The 17,909-nt window shown below is 66.0% G+C and carries 16 protein-coding genes and 2 pseudogenes; 15 read left to right on the forward strand and 3 right to left on the reverse strand.

Going from position 1 to position 17,909, the window contains the following annotated elements; translation table 11 throughout:
* A partial coding sequence (locus tag A985_RS28565; protein ID WP_198288694.1) for an MFS transporter occupies positions 1 to 622 on the reverse strand: 622 nt, incomplete at its 3' end.
* A 247-nt stretch (positions 623 to 869) separates the two neighbouring features.
* Here A985_RS28565 and A985_RS0112460 point away from each other — a divergent pair.
* The 7 genes from A985_RS0112460 (at position 870) to A985_RS0112490 (ending at position 6,518) form a co-directional block, all read left to right on the forward strand.
* Positions 870 to 1,769: a hypothetical protein gene (locus A985_RS0112460; protein WP_017233738.1), complete on the forward strand. Its 900-nt coding sequence runs from the start codon at positions 870 to 872 to the stop codon at positions 1,767 to 1,769.
* Positions 1,770 to 2,081: 312 nt separating this feature from the next.
* On the forward strand, positions 2,082 to 2,552 hold the full coding sequence (locus A985_RS0112465; RefSeq protein WP_017233739.1) for an HU family DNA-binding protein: 471 nt from the start codon (positions 2,082 to 2,084) through the stop codon (positions 2,550 to 2,552).
* A gap of 479 nt (positions 2,553 to 3,031) precedes the next feature.
* Positions 3,032 to 3,829 (forward strand): transporter substrate-binding domain-containing protein, encoded by a 798-nt coding sequence (locus A985_RS0112470; protein ID WP_150563828.1) that lies wholly within the window; start codon positions 3,032 to 3,034, stop codon positions 3,827 to 3,829.
* Positions 3,830 to 4,117: 288 nt separating this feature from the next.
* Positions 4,118 to 4,765: a PadR family transcriptional regulator gene (locus tag A985_RS0112475; protein WP_017233741.1), complete on the forward strand. Its 648-nt coding sequence runs from the start codon at positions 4,118 to 4,120 to the stop codon at positions 4,763 to 4,765.
* Complete coding sequence (locus tag A985_RS0112480; protein WP_017233742.1) at positions 4,765 to 5,604, forward strand: siderophore-interacting protein; 840 nt, start codon at positions 4,765 to 4,767, stop codon at positions 5,602 to 5,604. The genes A985_RS0112475 and A985_RS0112480 overlap by 1 nt, the downstream gene beginning before the upstream one ends.
* Before the next feature lie 58 nt (positions 5,605 to 5,662).
* Positions 5,663 to 6,013 (forward strand): cupin domain-containing protein, encoded by a 351-nt coding sequence (locus A985_RS0112485; protein ID WP_017233743.1) that lies wholly within the window; start codon positions 5,663 to 5,665, stop codon positions 6,011 to 6,013.
* Between the two features lie 157 nt (positions 6,014 to 6,170).
* On the forward strand, positions 6,171 to 6,518 hold the full coding sequence (locus A985_RS0112490; protein WP_017233744.1) for a hypothetical protein: 348 nt from the start codon (positions 6,171 to 6,173) through the stop codon (positions 6,516 to 6,518).
* A 124-nt stretch (positions 6,519 to 6,642) separates the two neighbouring features.
* Here A985_RS0112490 and A985_RS0112495 read toward each other — a convergent pair whose 3' ends face one another.
* Positions 6,643 to 7,398 (reverse strand): SDR family oxidoreductase, encoded by a 756-nt coding sequence (locus A985_RS0112495; protein WP_026131914.1) that lies wholly within the window; start codon positions 7,396 to 7,398, stop codon positions 6,643 to 6,645.
* Positions 7,399 to 7,859: 461 nt separating this feature from the next.
* Between A985_RS0112495 and A985_RS29820 the strand changes: the two are divergent.
* The 8 genes and pseudogenes from A985_RS29820 to dxs form a co-directional block, all read left to right on the forward strand.
* A pseudogene (locus tag A985_RS29820) lies at positions 7,860 to 8,213 on the forward strand (CDP-alcohol phosphatidyltransferase family protein); the annotation flags it as partial.
* 237 nt (positions 8,214 to 8,450) lie between these two features.
* Positions 8,451 to 9,263: a 2OG-Fe(II) oxygenase gene (locus A985_RS0112500; protein WP_026131915.1), complete on the forward strand. Its 813-nt coding sequence runs from the start codon at positions 8,451 to 8,453 to the stop codon at positions 9,261 to 9,263.
* Positions 9,264 to 10,286 (forward strand): flippase-like domain-containing protein, encoded by a 1,023-nt coding sequence (locus A985_RS0112505; RefSeq protein WP_017233747.1) that lies wholly within the window; start codon positions 9,264 to 9,266, stop codon positions 10,284 to 10,286. It abuts the gene before it with no gap.
* A 15-nt stretch (positions 10,287 to 10,301) separates the two neighbouring features.
* On the forward strand, positions 10,302 to 11,066 hold the full coding sequence (locus A985_RS0112510) for an NTP transferase domain-containing protein (RefSeq protein WP_017233748.1): 765 nt from the start codon (positions 10,302 to 10,304) through the stop codon (positions 11,064 to 11,066).
* Positions 11,063 to 12,772, forward strand: a complete 1,710-nt coding sequence (aepX, locus tag A985_RS0112515; protein WP_017233749.1) for a phosphoenolpyruvate mutase — start codon at positions 11,063 to 11,065, stop codon at positions 12,770 to 12,772. The genes A985_RS0112510 and aepX overlap by 4 nt, the downstream gene beginning before the upstream one ends.
* A complete protein-coding gene (gene aepY / locus A985_RS0112520; protein WP_017233750.1) occupies positions 12,765 to 13,952 on the forward strand; it encodes a phosphonopyruvate decarboxylase in 1,188 nt (395 codons plus the stop codon). The genes aepX and aepY overlap by 8 nt, the downstream gene beginning before the upstream one ends.
* Positions 13,953 to 13,992: 40 nt before the next feature.
* On the forward strand, positions 13,993 to 15,066 hold the full coding sequence (locus A985_RS0112525; protein WP_017233751.1) for a 2-aminoethylphosphonate aminotransferase: 1,074 nt from the start codon (positions 13,993 to 13,995) through the stop codon (positions 15,064 to 15,066).
* Positions 15,067 to 15,088: 22 nt separating this feature from the next.
* Complete coding sequence (gene dxs / locus A985_RS0112530; protein WP_017233752.1) at positions 15,089 to 17,005, forward strand: 1-deoxy-D-xylulose-5-phosphate synthase; 1,917 nt, start codon at positions 15,089 to 15,091, stop codon at positions 17,003 to 17,005.
* Positions 17,006 to 17,104: 99 nt separating this feature from the next.
* Here dxs and A985_RS27560 read toward each other — a convergent pair.
* A pseudogene (locus A985_RS27560) lies at positions 17,105 to 17,909 on the reverse strand (MMPL family transporter); the annotation flags it as partial.

Here is a 17,909-nt window from a genome sequence, read left to right on the forward strand (position 1 = left end):
GCACCGCCGCCAGCAGGCCATAGGGGCCGCGCACACTGTCTACGGCGTGGCCGGTTGCGGACTGCGCCTGCGGCGCGAGGATCCAGAGCGCGGCGAGCGGCGGCCCGACGGTGGTGCCCAGCGAATTGAACGCTTGCACCAGCGTGAGGCGGCTCGCCGCCGCCCCGCGCGTGCCCAACGTCTCGACGTAGGCGTTCACCGCGACTTGCAGCAGCGTGATACCACTCGCCAACACAAAAAGCGCGGCGAGAAAGCAGGGATAGGACATGAGTGCGGCGGCAGGGAAAAACAGCGCGCAGCCGACGCCGGCCAACCACAACGAACTGGCCAGCGCACGACGGTAACCGACGCGTGCGGTGTATTGCCCCGCCGGGTACGACACGACGAAATACGCAGCGAAGAAACTCGATTGGATCAGGGCCGCGTCGCGAAAGGTCAGGTCGAACGCGGCCTTGAAGTGAGGCACCAGAATGTCGTTCAGCGACGTAATGAGCCCCATGGCGAAGAAGAGCGTCGCGAGCATGGCAAGCGTGCGATTCGCGGAAGGCATGGGGACGGTGGGGAATTCGTTGGGCGAGGGAATATCAGGCAGGCCAGGGGCATTCGTGCGATCGACAACCATGCATGTCTCCAGTGGACAACGAGCGGTGTTCTCGTTGAGAGCGGGGGCCGGGCATTAGCAGTCTAGAACGCGTTTTCGATGTCGGGATACGGGCGAAATCTCATAATTGCGCGACACCGGGATGGCATGTGATGCGGCTTCTCGTCTCCGAGTCCCCCACGTTTCGCGACTTTCGACGCTTGTCAGCCGACAACTTTTGATCGACTATCCGCGGCATAACGATGGCCGCCACATTCGGAGAAACATCATGCGGGGTTTGGTTTCCTTGAGCGTCGCGACGGGGTGGCTCGTCGCGGGTATATTCGGCTTCGCCGGCCAGGGGTACGCACAGTCCGGCGGCGCGTCGCGTGCGCCGGCCGCCGCGTGTGACTGTGCTCAGGTCGTTGCCGACTGTTCGGCCTCCGTGTCGGTGATTCCGATACGCGCGGTCAACGGCGCCTTCTCCGCCGATGTCATGCTGCAAACGGACGCCCCGTCGTGCGCCAAGGTCGATTACCGGATAGACGACACACCGTACGTCACGGTGCTGCCCGACGGCGCCGCAGGCGGCCAGCACCTCTACGCCACGCGCGCGCTGACGCGCAACAGCGTGTCGCACCTGTCGTGTCATGTGTGCGCGGCGGCATCGGCACCGGTGCCGAACGACGGCCTGTCTCCCGGTATGGCGCGTGTCGACGGCGCCCCCGGCACGTACAGCGCGGCGCCCGCTGGCAGCGCTGGCACAGCTACCGCCGCCTCGACTGACACGACTGCCACCACGACCTCCGCGACCGTCTACACGCCGCCGATGCCGTCGGGCACAGCGGCTCAACCGGGCACAGCCGCCCCCTTGCTCGTGGTGAATCCGTCCGGGCACTGGCGCGGTCTGTGCACGAATGCGCCGCCATGGTGGAAGCCTTGGGGTTCGCCGATGACGCGTCTGATGGCGCTCGCGCTCAATGGCGCGCAGGTCACGGGTAGCGTCGACGACGTCGAGCCGAACGTTCACACCACGGTGCAGGGCACGTTGTCGGGCGACCGCCTGCAACTCTCCGGCAGCTACGGCGCGAAGCACGACATCACGTTCGGCGCGAATGGCACCACGCTGACCGATGCCTGGTGCAACGGCGACGGCCGCTGCGAAACCTGCGAAATGCAGCGTTTTTAAGGCTTTGCGAGCCATCGACGTCGACGGCGGCGCGTGGCATGCGCACCAAAATCGCGCAAAGAAAGGGGCCGAAGGCCGCACGAAATTCGAGAGGCAAATTCTCCAACGCGAGGACGGATCGCCACGTTGTCGATGAAACGAAGCGAAATGCGGCGCGCTTCCCCGCTCAGCCTTGTGCGGCAGGCACGCAACATAATTCGCGCACGGCTCGCACAACGCGATTTCTTAGGTAGAATCGTCGGCGCAGCAATACGTATCATTCGGGTGGCCGTTCTACGACGGCACTTTCTTATTCTCATCGATTGGATCGATATGGCAACGGCAAAGAAAGCAGCAGCAAAGAAGGCCCCTGTGGCAAAGAAAGCCCCGGCAGCGAAGAAGGCGCCGGTAGCGAAAAAGGCAGCACCGAAGGCCGCCCCGAAGGCAGCCGTGAAGGCCGCTCCGAAGGCAGCCGCCAACGGGAAGGTGTCGCCGATCAAGGACGCACTCAACAAGACCCAGCTCGCAGCCCACCTCGCCGAGCAATCGGCAGTCGCCGTGAAGGAAGTCAAGGCAGTGCTGGCCGCGCTCGAGAACACCATCGTCAGCTCGCTGCACAAGAAGGGTGTCGGCGAATTCACGCTGCACGGCCTGTTCAAGGTCACGTCGCAACAAATCGCCGCCAAGGCGAAGCGTTTCGGCAAGGACCCGTTCACGGGCCAAGAGCGCTGGTTCCCGGCCAAGCCGGCGTCGGTGCGCGTGAAGGTTCGCCCGCTGAAGAAGGTCAAGGACGCCGCTCAGTAAGTCCAGCGCTCGCGTCGCCGTGGCATCCACGGCAACGTGATTTGCCAGGACCGGGCAAGCAGTGCCTGAACACGGTGCCGAATTTCGGCACCGTTTTTTTCGTCCTCATCTTCCCGTCTCGCGCACGCCGAGACACTGATTTCGTCGTCCTCATCACTGTCGCGACACGGCGCCGCTCGTGCGGAACTCAGGGTTTTCGCTGGGGTTTGTGCGGAGTGGACGCGTCTTGTACCGCCCGCTACCATCGCTCGGGTTAACCGTCAGACGGCCGCGAGACGTTCGCCTCGCACCCCACCTCAGCATTCTGGCAACGCCTTCGCAGCCTCAGGAGACCCAGCATGACTCGCAAGTTATCGCGTCACCCTGTGCAAGTTCGGCATCCCCATTCCTTTACGCATCCGGCCAGCCGGCAAAACGTTCCAGGCACCCCCGACCTTCGCTCGCGTCGCGGCTTTCTCACCGCGCTCGGCGTGGCGGCCATGCCGGCCGGTTTCGTCGGATCGCTCGGCGGCACCCTGGGCGGACTGCTCACGAGCACCCTGACGCTGTTTTCCACGCCTGCCCACGCACAGACCGTGGCCGACATCAGGAAGAAGGGCACGCTCAACGTTGGCATGCTCATCGACTTTCCGCCGTACGGCACGACGAACGCGCAGATGCAGCCTGACGGCTACGACGCCGACGTGGCAAAACTGCTCGCTAAGGATCTGGGGGTCAAGGTCAACATCATGCCGGTGACGGGACCGAACCGGATTCCCTATCTGCTCAGCGGAAAGGTCGATGTGCTGGTCGCGTCGCTCGCCATCACGCCGGAGCGCGCCAAGCAGGTGCAGTTCTCCAAACCCTACGCCGCCGCGACCATTGTGCTGCTCGGCAAGACCGGCGCGCCCATCAAGTCCGCCGCCGATCTGAAGGGCTTGCGCGTGAGCGTCGCGCGCGCGAGTACCCAGGACATGGCCGTGACGAAGACGGCGCCCGAAGGCACCGAGATCCGCCGATTCGACGATGACGCGTCCGCCATGCAGGCGCTGCTCACCGGGCAGGTCGATGCCATCGGTTGCTCGGTGACGGTTGCGAACGCGATTCGTCAGCGAGCACCGGGCCAGTTCGAGCCGAAATTCAATTTGCTGCAGCAGGCGATGGGCATCGCCTTGCGTCCCAATCAGCCGGAACTGCTCGCGGCGATCAACGACTTCGTCACGCGCAATACCGCCAACGGCGAGCTGAACAAGCGTTATCGCAAGTGGCTCGGCACCGATCTGCCGCAGATGCAATAAGCACCGCCGCCCCCGGCGCTGAGCGCGCTGGGGCGCTTGCTTCCCCAGCGATTGTCCGACCGCGTCCGTGCCGACCCCGGCACGGTACCAACCTGTCGAAATACGCATTTCGATCCAATCTCCGCACCTCGCGAAACCCTCCCGTAATACTCCGTAATACCCTGCCGTCCCCCGCCCCACGGTCATTCTCCTCCCTTCCGACGTGATCTTCACAAAAATAGCTTTGCTTTAGATGCAATTTAGATATATCGTAAACACGTCTTAACTACATCGATAAGGAGTCGCATCATGCGTGGATCACGTGGCGATTTCATGGGCCGAGGCCCGCTGGACCTGGACAACATGGAGGTTGGCGACGACCGGCGCGGTGGGCGCCATGGACGGCGCGGCAGTGGCGAGGGATACGGAGACGCCCGCTTCGGACGCGGCGACGAAGGGCGCGGCGAGCGCGCCGGCAGGGGCGGACGTGGTGGCGGCCGCCTCTTCGGTCATGGCGGCTTGCGACTGGTGCTGCTGCATCTGATTGCGCAGCAACCCCGCCATGGTTACGAACTCATCAAAGCCATCGAAGAGAGTGTGAACGGCACGTACAGCCCGAGCGCGGGTGTGGTCTACCCCACGCTCACGCTGCTCGAAGAAATGGGCTATCTCCGTGTGCAGGAGAACACCGGCGACAGCCAACGGAAGTCATACGAAATCACCGATACCGGCCGCGTTTATCTCGCGGAAAACGAGGTCGCAGTGACGGAACTGCTCGCACGGCTGACGACGCGCCGTGAGCGTTCGGAAGATATGCCCCCGCAGGTCATGCGCGCACTGCACAACTTCAAATACGCCGTGCATCTGCGCCTGGGCGGCGAGCCGCTCTCGACCGAACAGGCCAACGCATTCGCCGCCATTCTCGACGCGGCGGCGCAACAACTGGAGCGACTTTGATGAGAGATAACGCAGCACCGCCCGTCATCCCCGATCGCACACCGCAGCGCGTGCGCCACGAACTTCGCCTGCGTCGGCTGGAAGTCCGCCATGTCGAACAGCTCACGCCGCACATGCTGCGCGTGACCCTGGGTGGCGACGATCTCGAAGGTTTCACCAGCCCCGGCTTCGACGACCACGTCAAACTGTTCTTCCCCGACCCGGCGACCGGCGAACTGGTGCTCCCGCAGGTCGGCGCGCAAGGGGTCGCCAAGCCCGCGCCCGGCGACGCACCACGACTGATGCGCGATTACACGCCACGCCGGTACGACGCGGCGTCGCAAACCCTGGTGATCGATTTTGCGATGCACGAATCCGGCCCCGCCACGCAGTGGGCGCGCTCGGCTCAACCGGGTGACGGCATCGGTGTGGGCGGTCCACGCGGCTCGCTCGTCATTCCCATGACCTTCGACGGCTATGTCTTGATCGGCGACGACACGGCGCTGCCCGCGATCTCGCGGCGTCTGGCCGAACTGCCGGCCGGCGCGCTGGCGTTCGTCTTCGCGGAAATCGACAGTCCGGCCGACCGCCTGCGCTTCGCCAGCGATGCCGACGTCGTGGTCGAATGGCTCTATCGCGAAGGCACGCCGGCCGGTCAAAGCACCGCGCTGATCGACGCGCTCTGCGTGGCCACACTACCCGCTGGGGATGTGCATGCCTGGGTCGCGGCCGAGGCCGGCGTGGCGAAGGCCTTGCGGCGCCATCTCGTCGACGCTCGCGGGCTCAACCCGAAATGGGTGAAGGCGGCCGCCTATTGGCGACGCGGCGACGCCGCCGTGCACGAGACACTGGACGACTGAGCTCGGGGCCCGCGTGTATGCTTTCTACCCCCCGCAGACGAGAGAACGCTCCGCACCGATGAATACGCCCCTGCTACCCGATACGAATCTATTTGCCGGCCTGCCGTCGTCTCCCGATTCGACAGCAGCCGAGCAGTTCACTACGCTGCTTGCGCACCACGGGATGCGTGTCGAGCGCATTGTCTCGACCGGGCAGGCCTCTCCCCCAGGCTTCTGGTATGACCAGGCGCAGCACGAATGGGTGGTGCTGCTCTCGGGCGGTGCGGGCTTGGCCTTCGCCGACACGCCCGACCAGACACTCGTACTGAAGCCCGGCGACGCCGTCGCGATTGCCGCGCATCGCCAGCATCGTGTCGCCTGGACGACACCGGGCGAAACCACCGTCTGGCTGGCGATTCACTACGATTGACGACGTCCGCCGCGTTCCCCTTTGGAGAAATTCCCTGCCGTCTTTCGGAATTGCCTGATAGAAATGCCCGGAACAAATTCCGACTATGGAAACGCGTCCCGGGGATGTCGAATCTCGGCACCCGAAGGGCGGTTCACCCAAAAGGGGGTACGACGACATGGAGCAACGCAAACGACACGACGGCTTCGAGCGTTGGGCAGCGGGCGCGACGGCGCGTCAGGCGGCGCGCGATGATGCTCGCTGGCGCGTGTTTCGGGCACCGGAGCAGGCCGACTTTCACGGGTTTGTCGTCTGGTGTTACACGCAGGGTGTGTTTCTCGGTCAGGAATTCGATCGGCGCACCGACACCATCACGCACTGTTACGTGCGCAACGGCGCTTGGGCCGTGCAGTTCGATTCGTATGGGGAGGCGTGTGAGCGCGCCTTCGACATTCATGCGCCAACGCTGATTCTGTACGCACCGGAGCGCAACGGCAGCGTCTTCATCACCAGTACCGAGCAGTAGGCCGCACGGCGCGCCGACGGCTTCGGCAACGGGATGGCACCGGCCGGCGAAACGCCGCCCGGTGCTTTTTTCCGTGCTTGCCCGCCGAACCGCAACCGCAGTCGTGTGTGACGGCCGGGTCGGATCAGGCGTAGTGGCGGATGTCGTCGATTTCGGTCTGACCGAAATCGTCGCGCTCGGTCAGCGCCAGAATGCGCTGCGCCACCGCGTCCGGCGACGACAGCTTGCCGCTGGCCTTGAGGTCCTGAAAACGCGCCAGCGCCGGAAAACTCTCCACGCTGCTGCCGCGAATCGTCTCCTGCATGCCGGTATCGACCACACCGGGCGCGAGCGATACGGCCTGAACGCCGTGCTCGCGATGCTCCGCGTTGACCACCCGCGTGTACATGTCCAGTGCGGCCTTGGTGGCGCAGTACACCGACCAGCCGGCGGTCGGATTGCGGCCTGCGCCCGACGAAATGTTCACGATCTGTCGCTTGGCCGCGAGTCCCTGCGTAGCGGCGAGAAAGCGCGCCGTGAGCAGCATGACGGCGGTAACGTTCAGGGCGAAGGCCGCGCCAATGGCCGCCGGGTCCGTGAGGGCCGCGGCATTCGCGACCGGATTGACCGTGCCCGCGTTATTGATCAGCAGGTATCGCGAGGCATCGCGCGGGAGTGCCGCGAAGATGCGCTCGGCGACCTGCGCTGCGGCATTGGCATCGGCCAGATCGACGGCCACTTGTTCAAGCGTCGCGCCTTGCGCGCTGGCCAGCGCCGCAAGGTCGTCGTCCGTGCGACGGGCCAGCGTCACGAGATGGGTGCCGGGGGCGAGCAGACCGCGCGCGAGCGCCGCGCCGAGACCACGGGATGCGCCGGTCAGAATGGCAATCGTTTGGGACATGGGGAATTGTGCGGTCGTATTAAGCCGCAGCATGAGACGAACAAGCCCGTCATTATCCGCGCATCGTCCCGGCCCCGCTATCCCGACGACACGTCGATTTTCCTTCGACCCGACGGCCGCTGCCTGGAATGCGAAATGAGGTATTGCGGAATATAATCAGAATCAAAATGCGCCGGTGATTGCAAGTGTAGAAACGCATTCGGCGAGACGCGCGCAACGCTCGGTAAGCGGGCGCAGTGCAAGCATTGCGCACGCGTCGGTGTCCTGAATCGCCATGGTTGTCGCGGTCGGTCCAGCGCTTTGCCTGCGCTGCACGGTACTGCCTTATGGGTATATATTTCCCCCTCATGGAAACGATACCGAGAACTATTCCGGCGCCGGATGTTGCGCCAGCCGCAAGCAACACCGCACGCCCGGTGCCGCCGCGCCCGCGCCAATACGATGCGCGGCTCGCGCGCTGGATGGTGACGCCGCTGGTCGACACGCGGGTCACGCCGAACCACCTCACGACGCTGCGCCTGATCGTCGGCCTCGCCTGCGCGTGGGCATTCGCGCAGGGCGGCTATGCGATGGCCAACCTGGGCGCCGTGCTGCTCGTCCTGTCGAACTTCATCGATCATACGGATGGCGAACTGGCGCGCGTCAGCGGCAAGACTAGCCGTCTCGGTCACTTCTACGATCTCGCGTCCGACGCCTTCGTCACGGTGCTGCTGTTTGGCGGTATCGGCATGGGCGTGGCGGCCGGCGCTCCGGGGCAATATGCAGTGCCTCTGCCGCTGTCTGCCTCGGTGCTCGGCTGGATGGCCGGGGTTGCCGTCGCCCTGATCTTCTTCCTGCGCATGCGCATCGAGGAACGTGTCGGCAAGGCCGGCACGACACAAGCGCGCCTCGGCGGGTTCGAGACGGAAGACGTGCTTTACCTGATGCCGCTCGTCACGCTGTTCGACGGCACGCGCGGCTTCCTGATCGCCGCCGCCATCGGCGCGCCGCTCTTCGCGCTGCTGGTCATCGTCGACTACGTGCGCGCAATGCGCCGCCCGCTGCCGGTGGAGATGAGCGAGGCGCTCCAACGGTCGGCTGCCGCCCCGGCAGGCGCTGCGGCGCCGGCCGCGCTGCCAGCGCGCACGGCTTTCACGGCGGATGCCGACATCGAACGGGTGCTGGACGTCATCGACGTCGACGCGCTCACGCGTGAATTCAAATCGCAGGACGCCTTCGTCTATCTCGAGACGTTCCTGCCCGACGCCGTCATGCAACCGTTGATCGCTGCCGCCCGCGCGGTGACACCGAACGTGAACCGTAACTACCTGCCCGGTCACAAGCAGGGAGGCAGCGTGAGCCGCCACACGCTCGACGAGCACGCCCCGTTCGTGGCCGAGTTGTACCGCTCGCCGGCGCTGATGCGCTTCCTGGAGCGTCTGGCTGGCGAGAAGCTGCTGCCGTCGCCGCAGGACGACCCGCACGCCTATGCGCTTTACTACTACACGCGTCCTGGCGATCACATCGGCTGGCACTACGACACGTCCTACTACAAGGGCCGCCGCTACACGCTGTTGCTGGGTGTAGTGGATCAATCGAGCTGCCTGCTCGAATACCGTCTTCACACGCGCAACCCCGGCGTGCCGCAAGTCGATGGTGCCGTCGCGTATCCGCCCGGCGCGCTGGTGTTCTTCGACGGCGACAAACTGCATCACCGCATCACACCGCTCGGCGAGAACGAGGAGCGCATCTCGCTCACGTTCGAGTACGTGACCGATCCGCGCATGGGCGCGTGGCAGCGCTTCATCTCGAACATGAAAGACGCGGTCGCCTATTTTGGATTCCGGCAAGTGTTTCGTCAGCTATTGGGACGGACGAAACGCTAAATGAACCGGACTGCCATCGTCTCTCTCACCCTTGGCTTCGCCCTTTTCGTCGCCCTGTTGATCTGGCAGGGCACGGGATCGGTGATGTCCACGCTGGCCGTCGCCGGCTGGGGACTCCTGCCTGTCGCCGCGTTTCACCTCGTGCCGCTGCTGCTCGACGCCGCCGCCATCCAGGTGCTGGTCGCCAAATCGTGCTCGCTGCGCCGCGCCACCCTCACCCGCTGGGTGGGCGAGTCGGTCAACAGCCTGTTGCCCGCCGGACAGATCGGCGGGCCGATTGCGATGGTGCGCCAGATGAAGCAGCGCGGAATGGCCGGGCGCGAAGCCGCGGCGGCCATCACGGTCAGTACAACGCTGCAAGCCGTGGCGCAGATTGTGTTTGCGCTCCTGGGACTGGCCGTTTTCGGCATCAGCGCCACGCACCGCTCCGATGACGGCCTATGGCTGCCGATGCTGCTCGCCACCGCGCTTATCTCCGCTCTGCTCTATGCGTTTTACGCGGCGCAGCGGCGCGGCCTCTTCGGTTGGGCGTTTCGCCTGCTCTCGAAGCTGTCGTCCAAGCGCGACTGGTCGTCGCTGCTCGACCGGGCCGACGCCGTCGACGACATCGTGCAACGCATGTACGGCCAGCGCCGTGAGGTGCTCGCAAGCTTCTCGCTCAGTCTCGTGGGCTGGATCGTCGGCACCGGGGAGGTCTGGTTGATTCTGCAGTGCATCGGGTACCCGGTAAGCTGGGTCGACGCCTTGCTGCTCGAAAGCCTCGGGCAGGCCATTCGCGGCGCCGCGTTCTTCGTGCCGGGCTCACTCGGCGTGCAGGAAGGCGGGTACCTGCTGCTCGCCCCGCTCGTGGGTCTGCCGGCCGACGCCGCGCTGGCCCTCTCGCTGGCCAAGCGTACGCGCGAGCTGCTGCTCGGCGTGCCCGGCCTCGTCTATCTGCATTTCTCCGAACGCGGCTGGCGCCGCCAGCGGGCCGCGCAAGACAGCGCGTCGCTGCCTGCCGCCACCGATACCGCACCGCTTTAAAGAAGGATATCGACCATGCGGGCCATCATTCTCGCAGCAGGCATGGGCCTGCGTTTGCTCCAGCCGGAAGACAAGCAGTCGCCCAAGTGCCTGCTCGAGTTCGACGGTATGTCGTTGCTGGAGCGCCACTTGCGCATGCTGGCCGCGGCCGGCATCACTGACGTCGTGTTGGCGCTCGGCTTCCATCACGAGCAAGTGAGCGAGGCCATCGAGCGGCTGAACTGGACACCGCGTCCGCAGATCCGTCTCAATTCCGAGTTTCATCTGGGCAGCGTGCTGACGCTGCACACCGCCGCCGACGCCATGACAGCGGGAGGGGACGTACTCGTCATGGATGCCGACGTGCTCTACGACCAACGTATCTTCAACGCCCTGGTCGCGGGCAAGACGGCAAACCGCCTGCTCATCGACCGCGACTTCGAGGTCGGCGACGAGCCGGTCAAGCTGTGCCTGCGCAACGGAGTGCCGGTCGAGTTGCGCAAGCAGGTCATGGTCGGTCTCGACTACGACACCGTCGGCGAATCGGTCGGCTTCTTCCGGTTCAACGAAGCGACGGCCACGCGCCTTGCGGAAATCACGCGCGATTACGTCGAATCGGGTCGCGCCAAGCTGCCGCACGAGGAAGCCGTGCGCGATTTGCTGCTCGAGCGCGGCGCGCAATTTGAAACAGCCGACGTCACGGGCTTCCCCTGGATCGAAATCGACTACCCTGAAGATGTGAAGCGCGCCGCCGACCAGGTGCTGCCACAACTCGAACCGCTCACGATGGTGTCCGAATGAACGCGCCCGACACATTCGCTCCTCCGCCGGTCGCGACCCGTGCGTCGCAACTGCGCGACATGCTGCGCTGCCCGCAGCTCGAATTCCTGATGGAAGCCCACAACGGCCTGTCCGCGCGCATCGTGCGCGAAGCCGGTTTCAAGGGCATCTGGGCGTCCGGACTCGCGATTTCGGCGCAGTTCGGCGTGCGCGACAACAACGAGGCGAGTTGGACGCAGGTGGTCGAGAACCTCGAATTCATGGCCGACGCCAGCCAGTTGCCCATCCTGCTCGACGGCGACACCGGCTACGGCAACTTCAACAACATGCGCCGCCTCGTGCGCAAGCTCGAGCAACGCGGCGTGGCCGGCGTGTGCATCGAAGACAAAGTCTTTCCGAAGACCAACAGCTTCATCGGCGGCGAACGCCAGCCACTCGCCGATATCGACGAGTTCTGCGGCAAGATCAAGGCCGGCAAAGACTCGCAGGCCGACGACGACTTCTCCATCGTGGCGCGCGTTGAAGCGCTGATCGCCGGCTGGGGCATGGAAGAGGCGCTGCGCCGTGCCGAGGCCTATCGCCAGGCGGGGGCGGATGCCATCCTGATTCACAGCAAGCTGAGCCGCGCCGACGAGATCGTGCAATTCGCCCGGGAGTGGGGCCGCCGCTGCCCGCTCGTGATCGTGCCGACCAAGTACTACAGCACGCCGACCGACGTGTTCCGCGAAGCGGGCATCAGCGTCGCCATCTGGGCGAATCACCTGATTCGCTCGGCCACGTCGGCCATGCAGGCCGTGGCGGCCGAGATCCACCGCAGCGAGACGCTCGTCAACGTCGAAGACCGCATCGCGACCGTCGACGAGATCTTCCGCCTGCAGGACACCGCCGAATACAGCGAAGCCGAGGACCGCTACCTGTCGGCCGCGAACGGGCCGCGCTCGGCGATCGTGCTGGCCGCGAGCCGTGGCAAGAACCTCGAGAGCGTGACGACCGACCGCCCGAAGGTGATGCTTCCCGTGGCGGGCAAGCCGTTGCTGCGCTGGCTGGTCGACGGCTTCAAGAAGCAGAACGTGAACGACATCACCGTCGTGGGCGGCTATCGCGCCGACGCGATCGACACGGCGGGCATCACGCTCGCGATCAACGAGCGTTACGCCGAGACCGGCGAACTTGCTTCGCTCGCGCGCGTGGCGAACGCGTTCGCGCACGACACGGTCGTGTCGTACGGCGACCTGCTGTTCCGCAGCTACATCGTGCGCGATCTGGTCGAGAGCGAGGCCGACTTCACGGTGGCGGTCGACTCAACGGCGGCGACAACCGCGCAGGCGGCCAACGCCAGCGTGCGCGACTTCGCCTATTGTTCCGCCGGCGACGATCGCGGCCTGTTCGGCCAGCGCGTACTGCTGGAGACGATCAGCCCCGACGCTGCGCACGCCGGGCGTGCGCCCAATGGCCGCTGGATCGGCTTGCTGGGGGTGCGAGGCGATGACGCCCGCGCGCGGTTGCTGCGCGTCTTCGCGGCCCTGCAGGCCCGCGCGGACTTCGACCGGCTCGGCATGCCCGACCTGATCAACGCCCTCGCCGCCGACGGCGCCAGCATCGAAGTGCAATACGTGCACGGCCACTGGCGCGGGGTGAACGACATGGACGAATTCCGCCACGCGGCCGACTTCGCACATGGCCAGACGCCGTTGGGCGGCGCCGCGACGGAGACCCCGCATGATTGAGGCCGGACAGTTCGTCGAAGCCGCACGCCAACACGGCTTCACGTGGTACACCGGTGTGCCGTGCTCGTTCCTCACGCCGTTCATCAACTATGTGCTGCAGGATCCGACGCTGCACTACCTGTCGGCCGCCAACGAAGGCGACGCGGTCGCCATCGCCGCCGGGGCGACGCTCGGTGAAGGCCATGGCGCTCGCGCGGTCACGATGATGCAGAACTCGGGCCTGGGCAACGCCGTGAGCCCGCTGACCTCGCTCACGTGGACCTTCCGACTGCCGCAGTTGCTGATCGTGACGTGGCGCGGTCAGCCGGGCATTACCGATGAGCCGCAACACGCGCTCATGGGCCCGATCACGCCCGCGATGCTCGACCTGATGGAAGTTCCCTGGGAGTTGTTCCCGACCGAACCCGAGGCCATTGCGCCGGCGCTGGCGCGTGCCGTTCATCACATGGACGAGACCGGTCGCCCCTATGCGCTCGTGATGCAAAAGGGCAGCGTCGCACCCTTCCCGCTACAACCGGCCGAGCGCCCCGCGCGTCCGGCGCAACCCGCCCCGGTATCGCTCATGCGAGACGTCGCGCCGGCCGAGTTGCCCACGCGTCGCGACGCCCTGGCGCGCATCATCGCCCGGACGCCGCTCGAAGGCACCGTCGTGCTCGCGTCGACCGGCTTTTGCGGACGCGAACTCTACGCGCTCGACGACCGCGCCAACCAGCTCTACATGGTCGGGTCGATGGGATGCGTGACGACATTGGCCCTGGGCCTCGCGTTGTCGCGCCCCGACCTGCGCGTGGTTGCGCTCGACGGCGACGGCGCCGCGCTGATGCGCATGGGCGCGTTCGCGACGTTGGGCGCTTACGGCCCGTCGAATCTCGTGCATCTGCTGCTCGACAACGCGTCGCACGACTCGACCGGCGCACAGGCCACGGTCTCGCCAACGGTCTCGTTCGCGGGCGTCGCGGCGGCCAGCGGCTACGCGCTCGCGCTCGAAGGCGACACGCTGGACGTCATCGAAGCCTTGTTCGACGCCCCCGCCGCCCGCCCGAGCGACGGCCCGCGCTTCGCTTGTCTGAGCACGCGTCCGGGAACGCCTGACGGGCTGCCACGCCCGAAAGTCACGCCCGAAGCGGTCAAGTCACGCTTGATGGACCACATTGCACAACGCGCGCAGACTTCTGCCTGAGCGTCCCCCCTTTCAAAAAAACTGCCGAGGAACCTTCGCCATGCTGTTACTGAATCCGGGCCCTGTTACGCTGACCGAGCGTGTCCGCAAGAGCTTGCTGCAACCCGATCTGTGCCACCGCGAGCCCGAATTCTTCGACCTGCAGGATGAGGCGCGCGCGCGTCTGGCCGCCGTGTATGGCCTCGATCCGGCCGTGTGGACGCCGGTGCTGATGACCGGCTCGGGCACCGCCGCCGTCGAGAGCATGACGGCAGGCCTCGTGCCGGAAGGCGGCCGCCTGCTGATCGTCGAGAACGGCGTGTATGGCGAGCGCATCTCTCAGATCGCAAAGCAATACCGCATCGATCACGACGTCATCCATTTCGAGTGGATGCAAGCGCCCGACCTGGCGCAGATCGTCGACAAGCTCGACACCGCGGGCGATCGTCCGTACACCCACCTGTCGATCATCCACCACGAGACGACGACGGGCCGCCTGAACGATCTGACCGGGCTCGCCGGTGCGTGCCGTGAGCGCGGCATCGGCCTGCTGGTCGACGGCGTGAGCAGCTTTGCCGCCGAAGCCCTCGACTTCAACGATGCCGGTATCGTGGCCGTGGCCGCCACCGCGAACAAGTGCGTGCATGGCGTGCCGGGCGTGTCGTTCGTGATGGTGCGCAAGGACGCCCTCGCCAAGGCCGCGAGCCGCACGTATTACCTCGACATCGCGCGTCTGGCCAAGCTTCAGGCCGAGCGCAACACGCCGTTTACGCCGTCGGTGCATGCCTACTACGCGCTCGTGGAAGCGCTGCGCGAACTCAACGACGCCGGGGGGTGGCAAGCACGTCACGCCCATTACGGCGCGCTCGCCGAGCAGGTGCGCGCCGGTCTGGCCGCACTGGGCATCGACGGTGCACTGCCGCCGGGCGAGTCGTCCGTGGTGCTGCGGGCCTACAAGCTGCCCACCGGGGTCGACTATCCGCGCCTGCACGACTGGCTCAAGGCCGACGGCTTTGTGATCTACGCCGGCCAAGGCGGACTGTCGAAGGAATTGTTCCGCATCTCGACGATGGGCAACCTCACGACCGCCGACATCGACCGCCTGCTGGCGTCCTTCGCCCGGCTGGTGAAGTGAGCGCGGGAACGAACCTTTGACCATGACCGAATTGCTCGCCGGCGTCTCCTCCCCAGCCGACCTGCGTGCGCTCTCGCGCGCCGACTTGCGCCGCGTGGCCGACGAATTGCGCGCCTGTGTGCTCGATAACGTTTCGCGCACCGGCGGCCATCTATCGTCCAACCTGGGCACGGTCGAACTGACGATCGCGCTGCACTATGTCTTCGACACGCCCAACGATCGCATCGTGTGGGACGTGGGACACCAGACCTATCCCCACAAGATCCTCACCGGTCGCCGTGGGGCGATGCCAACGCTGCGGCAATGGCACGGACTGTCGGGCTTTCCGAAGCGCGACGAATCGCCTTACGACACGTTCGGCACGGCGCATTCGAGCACGTCGATTTCGGCGGCACTCGGCATGGCGCTGGCCAGCCGGGTCAAGGGCGAGAAGCGTCACGCCATTGCCGTGATCGGTGACGGCGCGATGACGGCGGGCGAAGCGTTCGAGGCCCTGAACAACGCGGGCGTCCACGAGGACCTGCCCTTCCTCGTCGTGCTCAACGACAACGACATGTCGATCTCGCCCCCGGTCGGCGCGCTCAATCAGTACCTCACGCGGCTGATGTCCGGGCAGTTCTACTCGGCGGGCAAGGAGAGCGTGCGCCAGTTGCTGCGCAACGCGCCCGCGCCGATGCGCGAGCTGGCCCACAAGCTCGAAGAGCACGCCAAGGCCCTCGTTTCCCCCACGGGCACGATGTTCGAGGAGTTCGGCTTCAATTACCTGGGCCCCATCGACGGCCACGATCTCGACGCGCTGATTCCCGCGCTCGAGAACATCAAGGCGCTCAGGGGGCCGCAGTTCCTGCACGTCGTCACGCGCAAGGGACGCGGCTACAAGCTCGCCGAGGCCGATCCGGTTCTCTATCACGGCCCCGGCAAGTTCAATCCGAGCGAAGGCATTCGGCCGGCCGCACCGGGCACTGTCTCGGCCAAGACCTATACGCAGGTCTTTGGCGAATGGATGTGCGATGCGGCGGCCGCCGACCCGCGTGTCATCGGCATCACACCGGCCATGCGCGAAGGCTCCGGCCTCGTCGCGTTCGAGCAGCGCTTTCCCGAGCGCTACTATGACGTCGGCATCGCCGAGCAACATGCGGTGACGTTCGCAGGAGGATTGGCGACCGAAGGGCTCAAGCCCGTCGTGGCCATCTATTCGACGTTCCTGCAACGCGCCTACGACCAGTTGATCCACGATGTGGCCTTGCAGAACCTGCCGGTCGTCTTCGCGATCGATCGCGGCGGCCTGGTCGGCGCGGATGGCGCCACCCATGCGGGCGCCTATGACATCGCCTATCTGCGCTGCATCCCGAACATGGTGGTGATGGCCCCCGCGGACGAAAACGAATGCCGTCGGATGTTGCAGACGGCGCTCGGAATCGACGGCCCCAGCGCCGTGCGTTATCCGCGTGGCACCGGTCCCGGCGTAACGATCGAATCGGGGTTGTCGACGCTGCCCGTGGGCCGGGCCCAGATACGGCGTCGAAGCGCCGCCCCGGCAGGCCGTCGCGTGGCGATGCTGGCGTTCGGCTCGATGGTCGCACCGGCGGAACAGGTGGCCCACGAGTTCGACGCGAGTGTCGTCAACATGCGCTTCGTCAAGCCGCTCGACGACGCGACGCTGCTTGACATGGCGCGCACGCACGACCTCGTCGTCACGCTCGAAGAGGGCGCGGTGATGGGCGGTGCGGGCACGGCCTGTGTCGAGGCGCTCAATGCCAATGGCGTGCAAGTCCCACTGCTGCAATTGGGCTTGCCGGACACCTACATCGATCAAGGCACGCCCGCGCAACAACTCGCGTCGGTCGGGCTCGACGCCCCGGGCATCGCGGCGTCGATTCGCCGGGCGCTGGCCGAGCGTCTCGGCGGCAAGGTCGAGGCGGTGCCGTCGGCGACCTGAGTGCGGCGGTTTATCCCGCTCGGTTCAGCGCATCCGATTCAGCGCATCCAAAACGACAAACGGCACCTTTCGGTGCCGTTTTTCCTTGCGTCGCTGCCGTCAGGTTGTTGGCGGCGGCGCCGGCTTCTTGCGCGGCTTGCCCATGAGCACCGGCTGGAAGAACACGGCGCCGATCAGCGTGCAGACGAGCGAGAGCGCCAGCAGCTTGCCCATGCTCGACGTGCCCGGGTGATGCGACAGCCACAGGCTGCCGAAGGCGATGCCCGTGGTCGCGGCCGACAGCACGATCGCCTGCGTCAGACCCGATGCGAGCAGCCGCGTCTGCCCGTGACGCCATGCGATCACGTAGTAGATCTTGAACGCCACGCCCACGCCCAGCAGCAATGGCAGTGCGATGATATTCGCAAAGTTCAGCGGCAGGCCGATCAACACGCTGAGTTCGAGCGTGACGCCCGCCGAGACCAGCAGCGGCACCAGCGTGCGCAGCACGTCGCCCGTCGCCAAAGTTGCGCAGCCCCAGCCATAGCAGCAAGGTGATCGAAAGCAACGCCAGCGCCCCCGCCTCGATGAACGCGCGAATGATCGTGTCGGCCGAGCGCAGGATCGAGATCGGTCCCCCTACGGCGTCCGGGGTGGTCGCCAGCACGGCGGCACTGAACTTGCGCAGCATGGCGTCGTCACTCGGATCCGCGCCCTTCGCCACGCGCGGCGAGATGTTCACGAGTGCGCGCCCATCGGCCGCCACCCATTGCGAGGCGATGTCCTCGGGCAGCGACTCGCGCGTCACGGCATGCGGCTGCAGGGCATCGCGCAACTGACCGAGCGCGAGCTTCAACGGCTCGGCGATCGCCCGATCCGCGCGATCGCGTGTCGCGGCGTCGGCCGCGGCGAGCTTGCGCAACGC

Origin of the sequence: Pandoraea sp. B-6 (assembly GCF_000282835.1) — a bacterium.
Taxonomy (GTDB): Bacteria; Pseudomonadota; Gammaproteobacteria; order Burkholderiales; family Burkholderiaceae; genus Pandoraea; species Pandoraea cepalis.